Source organism: Adlercreutzia murintestinalis (assembly GCF_943192905.1).
Classification (GTDB): domain Bacteria; phylum Actinomycetota; class Coriobacteriia; order Coriobacteriales; family Eggerthellaceae; genus Adlercreutzia_A; species Adlercreutzia_A murintestinalis.
Genome location: NZ_CALPCC010000002.1, coordinates 20,386 through 38,937 on the forward strand (window position 1 = coordinate 20,386; position 18,552 = coordinate 38,937).

General features: G+C 61.2%; 19 protein-coding genes. 10 read left to right on the plus strand and 9 right to left on the minus strand.

What is annotated here, in order from left to right:
* The 3 genes from NFR19_RS00565 (at position 1) to NFR19_RS00575 (ending at position 2,589) form a co-directional block, all read left to right on the plus strand.
* Entirely contained in the window at positions 1-672 is a 672-nt protein-coding gene (locus tag NFR19_RS00565; RefSeq protein ID WP_251211833.1) for an MBL fold metallo-hydrolase, read from the plus strand.
* A gap of 113 nt (positions 673-785) precedes the next feature.
* On the plus strand, positions 786-1,841 hold the full coding sequence (locus NFR19_RS00570) for an inorganic phosphate transporter (RefSeq protein WP_251211834.1): 1,056 nt from the start codon (positions 786-788) through the stop codon (positions 1,839-1,841).
* Positions 1,842-1,965: 124 nt separating this feature from the next.
* Positions 1,966-2,589, plus strand: coding sequence for a DUF47 domain-containing protein (locus NFR19_RS00575; protein ID WP_251211835.1), 624 nt, complete (start codon positions 1,966-1,968; stop codon positions 2,587-2,589).
* 78 nt (positions 2,590-2,667) lie between these two features.
* Here NFR19_RS00575 and NFR19_RS00580 read toward each other — a convergent pair whose 3' ends face one another.
* On the minus strand, positions 2,668-3,693 hold the full coding sequence (locus NFR19_RS00580; RefSeq protein WP_251211836.1) for a peptidase: 1,026 nt from the start codon (positions 3,691-3,693) through the stop codon (positions 2,668-2,670).
* A gap of 90 nt (positions 3,694-3,783) precedes the next feature.
* Here NFR19_RS00580 and NFR19_RS00585 point away from each other — a divergent pair, with 90 nt between their 5' ends.
* The 3 genes from NFR19_RS00585 to mnmA are packed head-to-tail and all read left to right on the plus strand — an operon-like array spanning position 3,784 to position 7,258.
* Positions 3,784-5,061, plus strand: coding sequence for an aspartate kinase (locus NFR19_RS00585; RefSeq protein WP_251211837.1), 1,278 nt, complete (start codon positions 3,784-3,786; stop codon positions 5,059-5,061).
* 35 nt (positions 5,062-5,096) lie between these two features.
* Positions 5,097-6,071 (plus strand): ATP-grasp domain-containing protein, encoded by a 975-nt coding sequence (locus tag NFR19_RS00590; RefSeq protein ID WP_251211838.1) that lies wholly within the window; start codon positions 5,097-5,099, stop codon positions 6,069-6,071.
* On the plus strand, positions 6,068-7,258 hold the full coding sequence (gene mnmA, locus NFR19_RS00595; RefSeq protein WP_251211839.1) for a tRNA 2-thiouridine(34) synthase MnmA: 1,191 nt from the start codon (positions 6,068-6,070) through the stop codon (positions 7,256-7,258). The genes NFR19_RS00590 and mnmA overlap by 4 nt, the downstream gene beginning before the upstream one ends.
* Before the next feature lie 118 nt (positions 7,259-7,376).
* Here mnmA and NFR19_RS00600 read toward each other — a convergent pair whose 3' ends face one another.
* A complete protein-coding gene (locus tag NFR19_RS00600) occupies positions 7,377-7,937 on the minus strand; it encodes a DJ-1 family glyoxalase III (RefSeq protein ID WP_251211840.1) in 561 nt (186 codons plus the stop codon).
* Positions 7,938-8,020: 83 nt separating this feature from the next.
* Between NFR19_RS00600 and NFR19_RS00605 the strand changes: the two genes are divergently transcribed.
* Both NFR19_RS00605 and NFR19_RS00610 read left to right on the plus strand, forming a co-directional pair.
* Positions 8,021-9,070, plus strand: coding sequence for an aspartate-semialdehyde dehydrogenase (locus tag NFR19_RS00605; RefSeq protein WP_251211841.1), 1,050 nt, complete (start codon positions 8,021-8,023; stop codon positions 9,068-9,070).
* A 165-nt stretch (positions 9,071-9,235) separates the two neighbouring features.
* Complete coding sequence (locus tag NFR19_RS00610; RefSeq protein ID WP_251211842.1) at positions 9,236-9,973, plus strand: TlyA family RNA methyltransferase; 738 nt, start codon at positions 9,236-9,238, stop codon at positions 9,971-9,973.
* 70 nt (positions 9,974-10,043) lie between these two features.
* Here NFR19_RS00610 and NFR19_RS00615 read toward each other — a convergent pair whose 3' ends face one another.
* The 4 genes from NFR19_RS00615 to NFR19_RS00630 form a co-directional block, all read right to left on the minus strand.
* Positions 10,044-10,730: a PspA/IM30 family protein gene (locus tag NFR19_RS00615; RefSeq protein WP_251211843.1), complete on the minus strand. Its 687-nt coding sequence runs from the start codon at positions 10,728-10,730 to the stop codon at positions 10,044-10,046.
* An 8-nt stretch (positions 10,731-10,738) separates the two neighbouring features.
* Positions 10,739-12,010, minus strand: coding sequence for a hypothetical protein (locus tag NFR19_RS00620; protein WP_251211935.1), 1,272 nt, complete (start codon positions 12,008-12,010; stop codon positions 10,739-10,741).
* 168 nt (positions 12,011-12,178) lie between these two features.
* A complete protein-coding gene (darG, locus tag NFR19_RS00625) occupies positions 12,179-13,297 on the minus strand; it encodes a type II toxin-antitoxin system antitoxin DNA ADP-ribosyl glycohydrolase DarG (protein ID WP_251211844.1) in 1,119 nt (372 codons plus the stop codon).
* Between the two features lie 9 nt (positions 13,298-13,306).
* Positions 13,307-13,930 carry a DUF4433 domain-containing protein gene (locus NFR19_RS00630; RefSeq protein WP_251211845.1) on the minus strand — a complete coding sequence of 208 codons (624 nt, stop codon included), beginning with the start codon at positions 13,928-13,930 and terminating at the stop codon, positions 13,307-13,309.
* A gap of 315 nt (positions 13,931-14,245) precedes the next feature.
* Between NFR19_RS00630 and NFR19_RS00635 the strand changes: the two genes are divergently transcribed.
* Both NFR19_RS00635 and NFR19_RS00640 read left to right on the plus strand, forming a co-directional pair.
* Positions 14,246-15,856 (plus strand): alanine/glycine:cation symporter family protein, encoded by a 1,611-nt coding sequence (locus NFR19_RS00635; RefSeq protein WP_251211846.1) that lies wholly within the window; start codon positions 14,246-14,248, stop codon positions 15,854-15,856.
* On the plus strand, positions 15,857-16,423 hold the full coding sequence (locus tag NFR19_RS00640; RefSeq protein WP_251211847.1) for a hypothetical protein: 567 nt from the start codon (positions 15,857-15,859) through the stop codon (positions 16,421-16,423).
* On the opposite strand, the gene NFR19_RS00645 is transcribed toward NFR19_RS00640, so the two are convergent.
* From NFR19_RS00645 to NFR19_RS00655, 3 genes are read right to left on the minus strand one after another with little or no spacing between them, the layout of a single operon-like run.
* A complete protein-coding gene (locus NFR19_RS00645) occupies positions 16,390-16,728 on the minus strand; it encodes a hypothetical protein (protein ID WP_251211848.1) in 339 nt (112 codons plus the stop codon). The genes NFR19_RS00640 and NFR19_RS00645 overlap by 34 nt on opposite strands.
* An 18-nt stretch (positions 16,729-16,746) precedes the next feature.
* Entirely contained in the window at positions 16,747-17,232 is a 486-nt protein-coding gene (locus NFR19_RS00650; RefSeq protein WP_251211849.1) for a phosphatase PAP2 family protein, read from the minus strand.
* A 1-nt stretch (position 17,233) separates the two neighbouring features.
* Positions 17,234-18,457 carry an LL-diaminopimelate aminotransferase gene (locus NFR19_RS00655; protein ID WP_251211850.1) on the minus strand — a complete coding sequence of 408 codons (1,224 nt, stop codon included), beginning with the start codon at positions 18,455-18,457 and terminating at the stop codon, positions 17,234-17,236.
* Positions 18,458-18,552: the final 95 nt, after the last annotated feature.

Here is an 18,552-nt window from a genome sequence, read left to right on the forward strand (position 1 = left end):
ATGACTGATCTGGTAACGGTGAACGGCCTGTGCGTGGACGTGCGCTTCCTGGTGATGGGGCCGCTTGAGAACAACGTGTATCTCGTCTCCGATGGGGCGGGCACGTTCGTGGTTGATCCGTCGCAGGATGCTGAGAAGATCCTGGCGGCGTTGGATGGCGCACCGCTGGATGCCATCATCATCACGCATGCGCACTGGGACCATATGGGTGCCGCGGCTGCGCTGCGCGAGGCCACGGGCGCGCCGGTCATTGCCAGCGTGGGCGATGCGCCCCTGATCGAGCACCCGGCCGATGTGGGCACGTCGCGGCGCGCGGCCGCCTGCCCGGTTGATCGCACGGTGTCTACTGGCGATGTGGTGCACGTGGGCAACATGGAGTGGAAGGTCATCGAAACGCCGGGGCACAGCCCGGGGTCGATGTGCTTGTTCTGCATTCCGCAATTCGGGAATCACCCCGAGGGTCTGCCGGTGCTCATAAGCGGAGATACGCTGTTCGCGGGCACCACGGGTCGCACCGACTTCGAGGGTGGATCGCCTGCGGATATGGCTGCGTCCATGAAGAAGCTGGCTGCGCTGCCGGATGATACGGCGGTGCTGCCCGGGCATAATCAGCTGACCACCATTGGCGGCGAGCGCCGCACCTTCGCGCTGTTCGGCGACGAACCGGAATAGGCGCGTGAAGCTTTCTGTGTTAGCGGCGTTACCGATCCGTTGGTCGGCACGCCGCTTCGGTGCTTCGTTCAATGTTAAAATTCTGGCGTGATGAAACCGTTGAAAGGCACGCCGTGTCCCTGGATTGGTCGTTCTTTATCACCGAACTGCTGCGCAACCCGCTGTTGTTGGTTGTTACCTTGCTCAATATCGGCGTCATCATCGTGAACGGCGCCACCGATGCTCCCAATGCTATCGCCACTGCGGTCAGCACGCGCGCTATGAAACCGCGTCGCGCCATCATCATGGCGGCTATCTGCAACTTCGTGGGGCTTTTGGTCATCTCGGCCATCTCGCCCGCCGTGGCACAGACCATCTTCGGCATGATAGATTTCGGCGGCGATTCCCATAAGGCCCTGGTCACGCTGATGGCGGCCATGGTGGCCATCATCGTGTGGGGCAGCGTTGCCTGGTATTTCGGCATTCCCACGTCACAATCGCATTCACTGATCGCGGGCATTACAGGTGCCGCCGTAGCGCTCATGGGCAGCTTCGATGCTATCAACTGGGCTGAATGGGTGAAGGTCATCTACGGCATTCTGCTGTCCACGCTGATGGGCTTTGGTCTGGGCTGGGTGTTCTTCCATATCATCAAGCGCGTGTTTTGCAACGCGAACCGCCAACGCGCGAACGTGTTCTTCCGTGCCTCGCAGGTGCTCTCGGGCGCAGGCGTGGCATTCATGCATGGGGCCCAAGACGGCCAGAAGTTCATGGGCATCTTCGTGCTGGCCATTTTGATGGCGGCGGGCATGGGCACCAGCACCGACGCGCTGTCGCTGCCGGTATGGCTGATGCTGCTGTGCGCGCTGTCCATGGGGCTGGGTACGGCGGTCGGCGGCGAGCGCATCATCAAGAGCGTGGGCGTTGACATGGTGAAGCTGGAGGCGTTCCAGGGCTTCGCGGCCAGCTCGTCCACGTTCGTGAGCCTGATCGTGGCCACATTCGGCGGTCTGCCGGTGTCCACCACGCACACCAACACCACGGCCATCATGGGCGTGGGCGCGGCGAAGAACCCGAAAGCGGTCAAGTGGTCCATCGCCATCGACATGGTGAAGACATGGGTGCTCACGTTCCCGGGCTGCGGCCTGATGGGCTTCGTGTTCGCGAAGCTGTTCTTGCTGGTGCTGTAGCGGCGCTCGCCGAAATCACGGCAACAGAATGGGCACAGTTCCATCTTGTGCGAGCAGCGGGCGCGTGCCCTGATATCATCGTGTGAGTTGGTTTTGGCTGTGAACCATGAATGGAGAGGTCGCAATGGGGAAGAACAAGTTCAACTACTTCAAGGCGTACGAGAAGTTGACCGGGCTGGCCGTGGAAGAGGCCGATCTGCTCATTGAGGCCATGCGTACGTTTACCGATGCCAGCGGCTACTCCGACACCATGGAGCAGATGCACGAGTTCGAGAACAAAGGCGACGACATCAACCATGACATCTTCACGGCCGCGGCGGTCGATTTCATGCCGCCCTTCGATCGGGAGGATGTGGTTGCGCTGGCCCAAGCGCTAGACAACGTGCTGGATTACATCGACGATGTGCTGGGTCATATGTATGTGTACGACATTCGCACTATGCCCGAGGACGCCCTGCGCTTTTCCGGCCTCATCAAGAAGTCGGTCAAGGCGCTCGACCATATGATGTGCGAGTTCCATAATTTCAAGAAGAACAAGAAGTTCAAGCAACTGCTCGTGGATATCAATTCCTATGAGGAAGAGGCCGACAGTCTGTACCAAGAGGCCATGCGGCGCCTACACACAGAGGATAACGACGACATCATGCACGTGCTGGTGTGGTCGCGCATCTACGAGCGCATGGAGAAGTGCTGCGATGCCACCGAGCACGCCGCCGACATCGTGAGCACCATCCTGCTGAAGAACTAGAGACGCGCGTGGCACCCCCGTGGTGCTCCCGGAGCGCTCGTTCCCGTGGCGCGATGGCTCGCTGGTAGTTGCGCGCTGCTATCGGATATCTTCCGCGCTGACGATCACGGGCTCGGCAAGCTGGCCGTTGTAGTTGCGCCCTTCGGTGACCCGACGCAAGAACGCGCCCAGATCAGGGGTGGTAACGAACTCCGGCACACCGATGAAGGCCTCTTCGAGCGCATGGTCGTACAGATCCCAGAAGCTCTCGGTGCGTTTCATGCCAGCATCTTCGTCGAACCAGGGGTCGTGGTCGCGGTTGTCGAAGAGCGACCGCTCGATGCGATGGTTGCGGTGGCTCATGGCGCGCACGTACGAATAGCGCCGCGCCACTTCCTCGATGCGACCGAGCAGCGCCCGCTTCACGCCGGTGGGCGACCAGAGCGCGCGTAGCGCCAAGCGATAGGCTTTAGCGGACACGCGGTACGCGCCCACGGGGAGCGATTCTTCGAAAACGCGCGACGCAACGCGCTCATACAGGGCGGACACGATGTTGAGCACATGATCGTTGGCCACGAGCGTCTTGCGCGACGGGTCGAAATCGGCAATGGTCTGTCCCCGCTTCACCGAGAGCACCAGCTCGTCCAGCTCGCTTTCGATGGCGGCATGCACTTCGTGCGCGCTGCTGCGATCGAGCCCTTCCACGCCCGCGTCGCAAAGCGCCCACTGCTGCGCATAGATGAAGGGATGAAGCGTGCTATCCAGCAGGTAATGGCAGAGCAGCCCCTGCACGTAGGCGCGGGCGATATCGTGGGCGCTGGCATCGGGCGCGCCCGGTGTGCGCGGCTGCGGCGTGCAGGCGGGGGTCTTGTGGGCCTCGGGCGGAATGGCATCCACCGCATCGCGAAACGCCGCCAGCGTCTCAATGGGCTGCTCGCGATGCATGCGCGACCCCAGCTGGCTGGCGCGCGCCGTACGCGGATGCAACGCCCCGAAGAACAGCACGTCAGGACCTTGGTTTCCCAGTAAGAACGCCTGGAATTCGTCACGGCTTTCGCCGATCATCATGTACAGACTGTCATAGACTTGACGACCGAACTCATCGTGTGTGATGACGGCTGGCATGATTTCTCTCCTTCGCGTTGTGAGCGGCCCGCGTACACGCCTATAATAGTGCGCGCATACGACCAAATTGTGAAGAATGGCAGGGCCCTTTTGGCACTGATAGTTGCGAAATTCGGCGGCACCTCGGTGGCGTCGCCCGAGCGGATCAAGAACGTGGCGAAGCGTTTGGCTGCCATGCGGGAGCAAGGCGACCGGGTGGTGGCCGTGGTGTCGGCTATGGGCAAGACCACCGATGAGCTGATGGGGTTGGCGAACGCGGTATCCAGCAACCCGCCTGCGCGCGAGCTGGACCGACTGCTGTCCACCGGCGAGCATGTGTCCATGACGCTGCTGGCGCTGGCGCTTGACGCCATGGGCGTGCCCGCCATTAGCTTCACGGGGCGTCAAGCGGGCATTGAGACCAACGGCACCCACAACAAGGCGCGCATCGTGAAGGTGCACAACGAGCGCATCCTAGAAGCGCTCGCGGCGGGGTTACTGCCGGTGGTAGCTGGGTTTCAGGGCATCGATGCGAACGGCGACATCACCACGCTCGGGCGCGGCGGATCGGACACGACTGCGGTAGCGGTGGCGTGGGGCATCGGCGCTGATGCGTGCGAGATCTATTCCGACGTGGATGGCGTGTATACCACCGACCCGCGCGTGGCCCCGCGCGCTCGCAAGCTCAGCCAGATTAGCTACGACGACATGTTGGAGCTCTCCAGCGCTGGCAGCGGCGTGTTGCAGAGCCGCGCGGTCGAGTTCGCCAAGAAGTGGGGCGTGGTCATCCATTCGCGCTCGGCCTTTTCCGACGCCCTTGGCACCTATATCAAGGAGGAACCTCAGATGGAGGAAGCCGTCATTACCGGTATTGCGCACGATACATCCGAAGTGAAGGTGACGGTGCGTCACGTGCCCGACGCCGTGGGCGTGGCGGCTAAGGTGTTCACTGCGCTGGCCGCTCGGGCGGTGAACATGGACATGATCATCCAAAACACCTCCCTTGATGGCGCTACGGATATCTCATTCACCTGCCCAGCCTCTGACCTGCCGCGCGCGCAGGAGGCGCTCGAGACCATCGTGCCGCAGATCGGCGCGGAGTCGGTGGACGTGGAAGAGGATGTGGCGAAGATCAGCTTGGTGGGTACCGGCATGAAGTCGTCGCCGGGTGTGTCGGCGAAGGCATTCGACACGTTGGGTGCCAACAATATCAATATCATCGCCATCTCTACGAGCCCCATTCGGCTCTCCATGGTCATCGATGCGGCCGAGGCGCAGCGTGCGGTGCAGCTGCTGCATACGGCGTTCGATCTTGACTCCGAGAGCGTGTTCGAGGAAACGCAGCTTTCCGCCGAAGAGATTGCCGCCAAGATGCAGAAGGGCCGCTGAGCGCTGTCGCGGTGGTTGCGGCTGGTTCGGCGAAGATGAGCGCGAACGTGAATGCGCAGGCAGATGCGGATGCGGGCGCCGCTTTGACGGTGTGCGCGAGCGCGCGGGCGGTTTCACCTGGGGCGACGGAAACGGGCTTGGTCGGCGGCGCGGATGCGGTCTGGCTGGTGGTCAATGGCTTTCTGCACAGCCCCAAATTCGACGATCTGTACGAGTTGCTGCTGGCGGCGGCAGCTCGGTGTGACATGAACCTGCGGATGGTGCGCACGACCGATCTTCCTTATAACCGCGAACGGCTTGCTGCGCTGCGTCCTGATCGGGTCTTGTTCTGGGATAAGGATATGGTGCTGGCGCGCATGCTGGAATCGGTAGGGGCGCGCTTGTTCAACCAGGCATCGGCCGTTGAGTGGTGCGACGACAAGGCGCTCACGGCGCTGGCGCTCGATGCGGCTGGCGTGCCCACGCCGCGCACGTTCGTGTCGCCCCTCGCGTTCGCAGCGCCGGAAGAGGCGCATTTGGGCTTTGCTTCGCGGGCTGCCGCACAGCTGGGCTATCCGCTGGTGGTGAAAGAGGTGCACGGCTCGTTCGGGCAACAGGTGATGTTGGTGCGAAGCGAGCGCCAGCTTCTTGATGCGGTGGCGCGTCTGGGCAGCACGCGGTTCATTATGCAGGAGTTCATTGCTGAGAGTGCGGGGAGCGATCTGCGCGTGGCGGTGGTGGATGGCGTGGTGGTTGGCGCCCTGCTTCGCGAGAGCCAGAACGGGGATTTCAGGTCGAACATCACGGCGGGCGGACGCGGGCGCTCCGCAGAACCTACGTCCGATGAGGCAGCGTGCGCTCTTGCGGCGTGCGCGGCGTTGGGTCTTTCCTTCGGTGGCGTGGACATTCTGCGCTCGGCTCGCGGGCCGCTGGTGTGCGAGGTCAATTCCAATCCGCATTTCCGTAGCATGCTCGATGCGTGCGGGGTGAACATGGCGGAGAGCATCGTTGAGCTGGTGGGGCGCGCATGAGCGGCGCAAGGCAGCGCGCGCGGGTTCTCGTGGCCATGAGCGGCGGGGTGGATAGCGCGGCTGCTGCTACGTTGTTGCTGCAGGATGGCTATGACGTGTCCGGCGTGACCATGCGGCTGCTGGATGCGGAGCAGGATGCCGACATCGAAGACGCGCGAGCGATGTGCGCACGGCTGGGCATCGCGCATCGGGTGGTCGATCTGCGCGACCGTTTCAAGGAGCAGGTGGTGGATGCGTTTTGCGCGGCGTATCTGCGAGGGGATACTCCCAACCCGTGCGTGACGTGCAACAAGCACATCAAGTTCGCCGCGCTGCATGAGGTGCGCCGCGAAGCTGGATTCGACTATCTGGCAACAGGGCATTACGCGCGTCGATCCTTCGACGAAGAGACCGGTCGCTGGCAGCTGCTCCGCGCGCGCGATGCGTCGAAGGACCAGAGCTACTTCCTGTTCAATATCACGCAGGACCAGCTTGCGCATACGTTGTTCCCGTTGGGGGTGGGCACGAAGGACGAAGTGCGTGCGCTGGCGCGCGATGCGGGGCTGCGGGCGGCCGAGAAGCCGGAGAGCCAGGATATCTGCTTCGTGCCACACGGCGACTACGCTGCGTTCATCGCGCGCATGGTCGATATGGGGAGCGGGGCGGCCGAGGTGCGAGATTCCGCAGCGGGCGATGCGTCGGGCGCTGCGGAGGGCATCGCGGAAAGCGCGGTAGGTGCTGCGGAGGGTGACGTGGGCGGCGTGCCGCATGCGCATGCCGCGTTCGAGCCCGGCCCGATCGTGGACCGTGCGGGCATCGTGCGCGGTGAGCATCCTGGGCTGATCCACTTCACGGCGGGACAGCGCAAGGGCATTGGCGTGGCTGCGTCCGAGCCGCTGTACGTGCTCGAGAAGCGTATGGATACGCGGGAACTGGTGGTGGGCACCGCCTGCGAGGCCCGGTGCGGCGGGGTGATAGCCGCTGATGCGAATGTGGTGTCGGTACTCCCATGGCAGGGATCGCGGCCAGTGCAGGTGAAGACCCACTATCGTCAGCAGTCTCAGCCAGCTACCGCGGAGTTGGCTGGCAACACACTGCGCGTCGCCTTCGCCACACCGCAGCGCGTATGCGCTCCGGGTCAGGCAGCCGCCATCTACGATGGCGATGTGCTTCTTGCGGGTGGCAGCATGACCACCTGCCTTCCGTAGGCGCTCGTGATCCATCGTGGTGCGACCGGTGCGCGGACTGATCGCAGCCGCGCATCCGAGCATGCCTGCGCGCCGTACGCCGTACGCTGAGGGGTCGCGTGGGGCGCGCGAGGCTCTCTTATTCTTGGAAGAGCATATCGGCGGCCACCTTCCGAGCCACCTCGTCTCCCGCGAGCCGGCGCAGTCCCGCAATGCCGAAAGCGAGCCCGTAGCCCGGGCCGCTCGCGGTGATCAGGTTGCCATCGGTGATAACGCCTTGTCCCTGATATGTTCCCTCGGGAAAGCCTTCCTCGCAGCCGGGGTAGCAGGTTGCCGCGCGTCCGGTCAGCAACCCCCAGGCGTTCAAAACCGTGGGTCCAGCGCAGATGGACATGACCGTGCGCGCGTCGTCATCCATGAACGCGGGCAGCACCTCTTCCAGCTTCGCGCATGCTTTCAGGTTCGCTACGCCGCCTTCGCCGCCCGGCAGGCAGATGGCATCGAAGGCCATCAGGTCGGTTTCGCCGATGGTCGCATCGGCTTGCATCCGGATGCCTTGCGCCGCCATCACGGCGCGCTCGGGCATGACCGAGACCAGCACCACCTCAACACCGCCGCGCCGCAACGCATCCACGGGCGCCACCACTTCCAACGGCTCACAGCCCTCGCCGAGCATCATCGCCAGCTTCATGTGCATCATCTCCGATCGTTTGAGCGCTTGCATGCGTCTATTATGCCCGCGAAAGCTATAATGATGCGACCGCCGATGCGAAAGGAACCGAAATGTTGAAGGACAAGCAGATGCCCGCGAATCCCGTTGTTGCCGTGGCAGGAGCTACCGGCGCGGTGGGGGCTGAGTTCCTCAAGGTGCTCCATGATGTGGATTTCCCGGCGTCGGAGGTGCGCGCGCTGGCGAGCGCTCGTTCGGCTGGCAAGGAGCTCGATTTCGAGGGCTGCGGCCAGGTGCCCGCGGGCAAGCTGATCGTGCAGGAGATGACGCCCGAGAGCTTCGAGGGCGTGGATATCGCGCTGTTTAGCGCAGGCGCTGGCGTGTCGAAGGCCATGCGCGATGCGGTGGTGGCCGCGGGTGCGGTGATGATCGACAATTCCAGTGCGTTTCGCATGGATCCGGATGTGCCGTTAGTGGTGCCCGAGGTGAACCCGCAGGATGTGGCGTGGCACAACGGTGTGATCGCCAACCCGAATTGCTCCACGATTCAGATGGTGGTGGCGCTCAAGCCGCTGTACGACCTGGCGCGCATCAAGCGCGTGGTGGTGAGCACGTATCAGGCGGCAAGCGGTGCCGGGGCGCCAGCGATGGCCGAGTTGTACGATCAGACGCGTGCGTTCTTGGACGGCACGCCCGAAGGCGAACTTGAGGTGAACGCGTTCCAGCATCGTATCGCGTTCAATTGCATTCCGCATATCGATGTGCCCATGGATGATGGTTCCACCAAGGAAGAGTGGAAGATGGTGGTGGAAACGAAGAAGATCATGGGCGATGACGACCTGGCGGTGAGCGCCACGTGCGTGCGCGTGCCGGTGCTGCGCTGCCATGGCGAGTCCATCAACGTGGAGTTCGCAGGTGAGGTGACCGTGGAACAGGCGCGGGCGGCCCTTGAGGCGGCGGCCGGCGTGCAGGTGATGGATGATCTGGCGGCGTGCGCGTATCCCATGCCGGGCATCTTGGCTGGTACCGATGGCGTGTTCATTGGTCGGCTGCGCCGCGATGAGAGCGTGGAGCACGGGCTGGCGTTCTGGGATGTGGCGGACCAGATTCGCAAGGGTGCGGCGCTCAACGCCGTGCAGATCGCGCAGCTTCTCATTTCGTAGCTTGTCTTACGGGTTTCGGATGGCGCTCGGTCGCTCAGACAGTCCTCGCTCGGCGAACATGCCCACTGGGCATTCTCGTTCGCTGCGGAACTCGTTTGGTGAGCACCATCCAAAATCCTGCTGAAAGTTCATTCGGATCGTGCGCGGGCTGGACGGGTTTCGCTTGTGAATCGGAAGAAGAAGATCAGGCTTGACGAGTTGCTGGTGCAGCGGGGGTTGTTCCCTGATGCCGAGGCGGCTCTGCGCGCCATCATGGCACGGGAGGTGCGCGTGGGCACCGCGTATGCGCAGAGTCCGGCGCTTCTGGTGGCGCCCGATGCTGAGCTATTCGTGAAGGGCGCGCGGCGCTTCGTTTCGCGCGGGGGAGAGAAGCTGCAAGGGGCGCTGGATGCATTCGGGCAGGACGTGCAGGGTCTGCGCTGTATTGACATCGGCTCGTCCACCGGCGGGTTCACCGATTGCCTGCTGCAGGCGGGTGCGGCGGCGGTGGCATGCGTGGATGTGAACTACGGGCAGCTGGCGTGGAAGGTGCGGCAGGATGCGCGCGTGAGCGTGTTCGAGCGCACCAACATTCGCACGGCCGACCCAGCGGCGCTCGGCGCGCCCTTCGGTCTGATCGTCATCGACGTCAGCTTCATCGGACTGGCTGCGTTAGCGCCTGTGTTCCCGGCGCTCTCTGCGCCTGGCACGGTGTTCATCGGTCTGGTGAAGCCGCAGTTCGAGTCGCGCGTGGGCGAGACCGACGGTGGCGTGGTGCGGGACGCGGCGGTGCGTGCGCGCACGGTGGAGGAAGTGAAGGCGGCTTTGCAGGAGCAGGGCTTTCAGGTGACCGACGCGGTCGAGTCGCCCATCACCGGCCCCAAGGGCAACGTAGAATACCTCGTTCGCGCAGTGTTCGAGTAGTCCATTCCAGATAATAAGGAACCCCGAATCGGTTGACCCGGGGTTCGAAAGCTGCTCGTATGGAGGCCTTTCAGTTCAGGCCCATCTCCGCTTTCATCTTCGCCAGCTCGTCATCCACCGCAGCGGTGCTGCCAGCTTCTTCGTACTTCTTGGCGAGGTCATCGGCGGTATCTTTGGGCTGTGCGTTCAACTCGGCCATGGCGTTGGATTTGTCCAGCATCTCGTCAGCCTTGCTCTCCATACGGTTGAACGCGCTCATGGCGCCTTCTGCCTTCGCGCCCGATGCCGAGATGTCGTTCACCTTGTCCTGCGTCTTCGCAACAGCCACTTTCGCCTTGATGGCTTCCTGGCGGCCCTTCAAAAGCTCGATGTCGCTGACCAGCTTGTCGTGCATCTGCCGCATCTTGTCCGCGTTCGCTTTCGCGGCGTCGTAGGCAACGGTCAGCCCTTCGTTCTTTGCTTCGAGCTGTTGCTTCTTCGCTAAGAACTGACGCGCGTCGTCTTCGTTGCCCGCTTCGAGCGCCTTGCGTGCCAAGCCGTCGTACTTGGCGATCTCGCCTGCGTTTTCGTCCATCATGCGCTTGCAGCGGGTTTCCTCGGCCATGACGCCTGCGGTGGCTTCGCGCACCTCGGCGAGGCTTTCCGTGAGTTCGCGCATGTACTGGTCCACCATCTTTGCGGGATCTTCCGCCTTATCCAGAAGGTCGTTGATGTTCGCCTTGATGATGCTGGTGAACCTATCGAGTATTCCTGCCATGTTCTCTCCTATTCCGGCTTCGTAGCCTGTACATCCGCCGCAGCGGAACTGTCCACAATGGTTGGCGTGCTGCCTTGGGTCGTTTGCGTTGGGGTCGTTGTTTGCTCCGGTGTCATGGGGGTTCCCTGAGCGGCGTGGGTCACGTGGTCTGTCTGGGTTGCAGGAGCCGTCTGATCCGTCTGGTACTTCTTCTCCAGATCTTCTAGGTTCTTGTCGCCGAATTCTTCAAGAGGCGTGTTCAGGATGCGCTCCATGCGGTCGGCTTCCTCCTTCTTCGCCTGCCGCCTGCGCACGACGATGAAGACGATAACGCCCGCGATGACCACCACGATCACCGCACCCGCAAGGGGGATGGCCGGACTCACTGTTTTGCTCATGATGTGCTCGCCGGTCTGTGCGAAGGTGTTCGAGAATATCTGCTCTTCGCTCAGGCTCATGTCGTCGTAGTTGCGTTCAAGGTAGGCCGCCAGTATCTCCACCGCCTCGTCGTCGATGACCGAGCGCGCTGCTTGCCCGCCGTAGTACCCGCAGTTGTATCCGCCGGTATTGTTGTCGCAAAACACCAGCAAGAAGTGCGCATCGTCGGTGAACAGCTCGTTGTAGAGCTTCTGGGCCATCTCGGTCAGCTGCTTGCTCGAGGTGGTCGTGCCGTTCGGCAGAATGTAGACGTAGGGCCATACCCCGGTCTCGTCATAGAACTGCCGCAGACCCTCTTCGAGGCGCGCGGGCGTGTGGACCCAATCGCCGTCTTCGTCGGTGTAGAACTCGGTGACCTGAGCTGTTCCGGCTGGAAGAGCCGTGCGTTCGACCGTGGATGCGGGCACGCCTGCAACACCGTCGAACAGGCCGCCGAAGATCGCGATGACCAGCATGACCGCGATAACAGCAACGACGATGAACAGGCACCCAAGACCGTTTGACTGCTTGGAGTTCGGGTCTTGCATGCCGCCGTTGTTCGGGCCGCCTGGACCCGTTGGGCCATTCGGACCAGTAGGGCCGCCCGATCCGCCTGGCGAACCGCCGCCACTTTGCGGTTGCTGCACCACCACCGTCTGCCCGCGGCCGCCGCCAAGCAGGCTGCCCCACAGAAAGCCGCCTAGCCAGCTGCCACCACCGCCGTGGTATCCGCCGCCATACGAAGAGCCGCCGCCGAAGCCACCCGCGCTGCGGCCGCCTCCCCGATGTCCGCCACCAAAGCTGCCGCCGAAGCCGCCGCCTCCGCTGGAGAACCCACCGCCGAAGCCGCCGCCTCCGAAACTGCCACCGCCCGATCTGCCCATACGTTCCCTTTCAAAACGGAAGTTCCTACCATTATGGAGGAAAATGCTCAGGATTGGCGCACATACTCTACTTGTCAGCAACCCGAAACACAGCACGTCGCAGGAGATGTACCCGAAAAACTACATGACAGAAGCGACGCAAATCAAAAGCAGAAGGTATGACGCTTGTCAGAAGACAGGGAGAGAGGAAAAACTCGATACCTTTATCCACTCAAGAGCGGTCAGGTAGAAAAGCTCGCTGTTGAGTTCTTCTCGCTTCTTTTGCGTTGCCCAGCGGGGCTTCCAGTCGATCGTATAATCAATCACGGCATCGGCTTCGATTTCTGGCGAATCGGTATGATGCTTGGGTTGTTTGCGTGATTCGCATAGCTGGTCGTATGAGTAGATCAAAGTGGTGCTCAGTTCTGCTTGTTCGGTGTTACGGATGCGCCGGAATAGGTCGATGGTCTTTTCGGCTGCGCGCAATTCTTTAGCGGTGAAGCGCGCGGCGTCAAACTGGAAAGAAGGAACAACTTCTATCTGAATCATCTTTCCGAATGTTTTTTCATGAATCAGATTGTTGTTTGCGATAACGGCGAGCGCGTTCGTTGCCTCGACCGAATACGGACCGTAATCGCCCTGGGTGAACCTGAACCCTAATTCGGCACCAGAGCGCGTCAAGATGTAGCAGATCTTTTGAAAGATGGTTCTGCCGACAGGAAGTATAAGGCTTTCGGTATTAAGGGATCTTACGACGTGCAAAATGAGATCCCACTTATGGTCGTAGCGCCTTCCTTGTGTTCCACATTCAGCTCCTGTTGATCGTTGCTTTGATGAAAGGAATTCATCAGCTAATTGATGCTGAGGAGTGCCGTAGGGAGCATAGATCGTTATATCAATAGGAAGGTCGTGCAACTTTTCAAAGATGAGCGGCCCGACATCTTCCCAAGCAAGGCCGCCGTTTCCGCAGCCGAGTGGAGGGAATGCGATCGAGGTGATTCCAAGTGTTTTCCAATGGTCCCGAAACCAGTCGAGCCCTTCTTCGACATAAGAGAGCCTTGATGATGATCTCCAATGATCCTTGGTGGGGAAATTGAGAATCGAAGTGTCGAATAGATCGGTGAAGAGATAAGGCTTTCCAGGATGCAGGGATCCTTCTGCGCAGCGTTTCTTGTAATCTCGGTACATATCAGGGAAACGCTCTTTGAAGTCTCTTGCGATGCCTTTGCCCATAACCCCAACGCAGTTGACCGTGTTTACCAAGGTCTTGGCATTGCTCTCGAATATGTTTCCGATAGTCACGAGCATGAATTTACTCTAGCAAAAGAACAAATGTTTGTCTATATAGATGGGCAGGAGAAAGCCCTGAGCGCGCAATGATTCTGCGCTTTGTTCAGAGAAAACACTAGCACCCACGATAAAGCGAGCGGGTACGCATTCCCAGACAAGCACCTCTGCACACTTTATCGATTTCCTCATGTAGTATCTGACTTGGTCATCGTCGGTCCAGTAATCGGCGAAGATAAGTGCGAAGTTAAGCTTCGGTAAAGCGTCAGCAGGATGGTAGAAGGCCGTGTAGAATGCAGCAGCATTTCTGTCGGCAACAACCGTCTCCTTAAGATCGAGGACCCCATATGAGACGTGGAGAACGCACAGCGAATCTCGCATGGTTCGCCGTTTGTAAAGCATTGGGTTGCGTGCGTCGAAATAAAGATTCGCATACTGGTGAAGGGATCTTTGTAAGACATGGTCGACGATCACAGCGCTGCGTATGTCTTGCACATCTTGCATCGAGATATCATGGTGGAGTAGGCAAGATGCTCGTTCATGTGAAAGAATTCCATATTGCAGAATCGAAGCAATATTTGCGATCGGTGCGATGTTGTGCAAATGCGCCCGTCCGGTGCGTTGAGTGTATTGGTATGCCAGGCTCTGAACCATGGACAAGGCCCCCAATCGGTGTGCTAGAACGATAATAGCAGACCTATGAACACATACATATGTTCTCTTTTCAAAATGACAAGTTTTCATAGCGTATCCCAGTGAGATACTTGCCTGTCGTGAAGACTGTTTCGTGGGCATGCCCTTTTGCCCGTTCCTCACACTACCGGCGGATTGCGGCTGGTTTAACGCTATAATCAGAACGAGCAATATAGGAAGGCAATGCTCCTTCACTTTGCACGCGCCACACCCACTTCAAACACAGCTTGCGCCAGCGGCAAGATGAAAGCGCATTCCCTCGCAGAAGGGAGACCCATGGACGCACTCAATGAGGCGTTGGAGGCGATCAACGAGGTGCTGGTCGCCACAACGGGCCAGATCGACGATTTCATGTACACCTACATCCTGGTCATTCTGCTCGTGGTGGCGGGCATCTGGTTCAGCATTCGCACGAAGTTCGTGCAAATTCGCTATTTCGGCGACATGTTCAAGTCGCTGACGGCGTCAAGCGATCGCATCAAGGCGGAAGAGGCGGCGGATGCCGCGCAAGACGCAGGCGAGACCGACAGCGATGTGATGACGGCTGAATGCGGCGGCACGCCTAAGGCGCACGCAGGGAAGAAGAAGCGCATCAGCTCGTTCCAGGCGCTCATGGTGTCCACTGCCAGCCGCGTGGGCACGGGCAACATCGTGGGCATCGCCACTGCTATCTCCATGGGCGGCCCGGGCGCGGTGTTCTGGATGTGGCTCATGGCCATCGTGGGGTCCGCTTCCGCGTTCATCGAGTCCACGCTCGCGCAAATTTGGAAAGTGAAGAACCCGGACGGCACGTTTCGCGGTGGCCCGGCTTACTACATTCAGCAGGCGCTGGGGAAGCGCTGGCTGGGCGTGGTGTTCGCCATCGCGCTGATCCTATGCTTTGCGTTCGGCTTCAATGGCTTGCAGACGTTCAACATCACCTCGGCGCTCGACTACTATGTGATCCTCGAGCACCGGTCAACGGTGAATGCGCTGGTGGGCTTGCTGATCGTGATCGCCACGGCGCTGGTCATCTTCGGCGGCATGCATCGCATTTCGGTTATCACGTCGGTGATCGTGCCCTTCATGGCGGTGGCCTATATCGCCATTGCGCTGTGGACCACCATCGCGAACGCCAACGAGCTGCCAGCCATCTTGTCGCTCATCTTCACCGAGGCGTTCAATCCTGAGTCGTTCGCGGGCGGCTTCACGGGCAGCTGCCTGATGTGGGGCATCAAGCGCGGCCTGTTCAGCAACGAGGCCGGCATGGGTTCCGCACCGAACGCCGCTGCCACCGCCGATGTGTCGCATCCGGTGAAGCAGGGCCTCGTGCAGAGCCTGTCGGTCTATATCGACACCATCCTCATTTGCACGTGCAGCGCGTTCATGATGATGGTCTTCTACGTGCAAGACCCTGAGCTGGCCACCTCGGTCAAGGGCATGGAGTTCGTGCAGATGGCCATGAACAACTCCATCGGCGCGTTCGGCATCCATCTGATCACGGCGGCCATCTTCGTGTTCGGCTTCTCTAGCTTGGTGGGCAACTACTTCTATGCGGAGGGCAATATTCGCTTCATCAAGAACAATAAGACGCTGCTGTTCTGGTTCCGCATCATGTGCCTGTGCTTCATCATGATCGGCGCCGTGAACAACTTCGATCTGGCGTGGAACCTCTCCGATATCTTCATGGGCTTCATGGCCATCATCAATCTGGTTGCCATCTTGCTGCTGGGAAAATGGGCGCTTGCAGCGCTGGCCGACTACACCGCGCAGCGCAAGGCTGGCAAGAACCCGGTGTTTCATGCCGACTCCATTCCGGGGTTGCCCGCTACTGAGTGCTGGCATGAGGAAGACGTGATCGCGTTTGGCGGTGCGGTGACCGACGAGGTTGCGGTGGAGCGCTCGTAGGTGACCGAGCCGCGCAAGATATCAGAGGCGACCACGGCGGTCGAAGAGGCTGACGGGGGCGCGCTGGGCGCGGAGCCTGCGAGGGTCGTGCGCTCCGCGCGAACCGGCCAGACCACCACGGTCGGAAGGGCCGCAAGGGCGGGCGCCGTGCAGGTGCCCGCTGCCGTTTCGGCGTGGGTCGCGCGTCTTGCCTATGGCGTGGTGTTCGCATGGAATGTGCTGTGCGCCGTGCAGTTCATCGGGTGGCCGGGCGATTACGTGGCCGCGTATCAGCTGAGCGGTCCGGCTGGCGAGGCGGCGCTGCGGGGGCTTGGCGTGGCGTTTCTGATGTGGAACGTCACGTATCCGCTGTTCCTGTGGAAGCCAGCCCAGCAGCGTGTATTGGGCGCGCTCATCATCGTGCAGCAGGTCATTGGCCTTGCGGGAGAGATCGTTGTCGCTTCGGGGCTGCCAGCGGGCTTCGATGCGCTGACCGACAGCATTGCGCGTTTCGTGGGCTTCGATGCTCTCGGGCTTTTGCTGATGGCGTGCGCCTACTTGTTGCTCTTTAGGAAATCATCGGCCTGAGCGCGACCTTTCTTGCAGCGTGGGTCGCTCAGCGGGCAGCGCTTCTTGCAGCCGGTGCAATGAAGGCTCGCGAGCAGCTTCTTTGAGGCGCTGGCCCCTTTTTTCGCTGTGCTGCCCGTTTCGCCGTGCGGCTTTTTGGCGGCCTTCGCTTTCGTCTTGGTCTTGGCTTTGGTTTTGGGCTTTGCTATCGCTTTGGTCTTGGCTTTTGATTTGCGTTTTGCCTTCGTTTTGGCCTTCGCTTTCGCTTTAACCTTTGCCTCAGCCGTAGCCTTCGCGTTCTTCTGTGCCTTCTTCTTGTGCGACATCGTGTGCCTCCAGAACCTCTAGATCGGGAGCAGGGTCCATGGTATCGCCTGGTAACCCACAGCGCATACGACAAGCGCGAGCGCGGCACCTGCGACCACGTCGCGCGCGAAATGCACACCACCCACCACGCGCATGATGGCCATGGCGATGCTGGCCGCTACCAGTGCGCCGCCCACAACGGCTGCCCACCAAGCTGCACCGCTGGTGGCCACGGCCCATTCCAGCCATGTGCAGGCGATGGTGACCATGCAGAAGGTGTGGCGGCTCGGAAACGAGTGTCCGCGCGTATCCTTCGGGATGCGCGGTGCGGGTGCCCCCGGGGCCTCGTAGGGGCGCGGGGCGTTTATGGTCGTGCGCACGATGGAGCAGAGGGCGAACCCGACCGCTGGTACCACGATGCAGCGCAGCAACAGGCTGCGACCGAACAGGGCGAGCAGCACCAGCAGCAGTGGATAGGCTACGTATCCAACAACGGTGAGCGCCCTGTTCGCGGCGATCAGCAAGCTAGGCCTTGAGCATCCGCTTGATGCGCTCGACGGCCTCTTGCGTGGCTTCCGCATCGCCGAAGGCGGTCAGGCGGATATAGCCCTCGCCGGCTGGCCCGAAGCCCGCGCCTGGCGTGGTGATGACGTTCGCCTCTTCCAGCAGCTTGTTGAAGAAGTCCCAGCTGCCCATGCCATCAGGCGTCTTGCACCACACGTACGGGCTGTTCACGGCGCCGTACACCTCAAGCCCGGCGCTTTCCAGGCCCTCCTTGATCACGCGCGCGTTGTTCAGGTAGAAGCCGATGACGTCGGCTACTTGACGCGCGCCCTCGGGCGTGTAGATGGCCGCCGCGCCCTTCTGGATGACATAGCTGGCGCCGTTGAACTTGGTGGTCTGGCGGCGCAGCCACATGGCGTTCAGGTTCTGGCCGTCGCGCTCGAGCGCCTTGGGCACCACGGTGTAGCCGCAGCGCATGCCCGTGAAGCCAGCGGTCTTGCTGAAGCTGCGGAACTCGATGGCGCACGTCTTCGCACCGGGGATCTCGTAGATGGTGTGCGGCACGTCCGGCTCGGTGATGAAGCGCTCATACGCGCTGTCGAACATGATGACCGCGCCGCAGTCGTTCGCCCAGTCGACCCAGCGCGTCAACTCTTCGCGGGAAAGCGCGGTGCCGGTGGGGTTGTTCGGGCTGCACAGGTACACGATGTCGGCTGGTTGGTCGGGCAGCGCGGGGCAGAAGCCGTTCTCGGCGGTGGTGGGCATGTAGATCAGGTTCGTCCACGCATCAGCCGCAGCGTCCCAGTCACCAGCGCGCCCGGCCATGGCGTTGCTGTCCACGTACACGGGGTACACCGGGTCGCATACGGCCACTTTGTTATCCACGGCGAAGATGTCGCCGATGTTGCCGCAGTCGCTCTTCGCGCCGTCGCTGATGAAGATCTCGTCGGCCGCGATATCCACGCCGCGCGCACGGTAATCATGCTCCACCACCGCATCGCGCAGGAACGCGTAGCCCTGCTCAGGGCCGTATCCGTGGAAGGTGGCCGCTGCCGCTTGCTCGTCCACCGCTTCGTGCATCGCTGCGATCACCGCGGGCACGAGCGGCTGGGTCACATCGCCGATGCCGAGGCGGATCAGCGCGGCCGCCGGGTTCGCCTCTTGATACGCCGCCGTGCGTCGCGCTATCTCGCTGAAGAGGTAGCTGCCGGGCAATTTCGCGAAATTCGCGTTCATCTTCGTCATGGGAGCCTCCGGTCTCGTCGTTGGTTCGGTCTATGATAGAGTCGCTCTGTTTCGAGCGCGTTATGCGTTCAGGTGCTCATTGTAATGAAAGATGA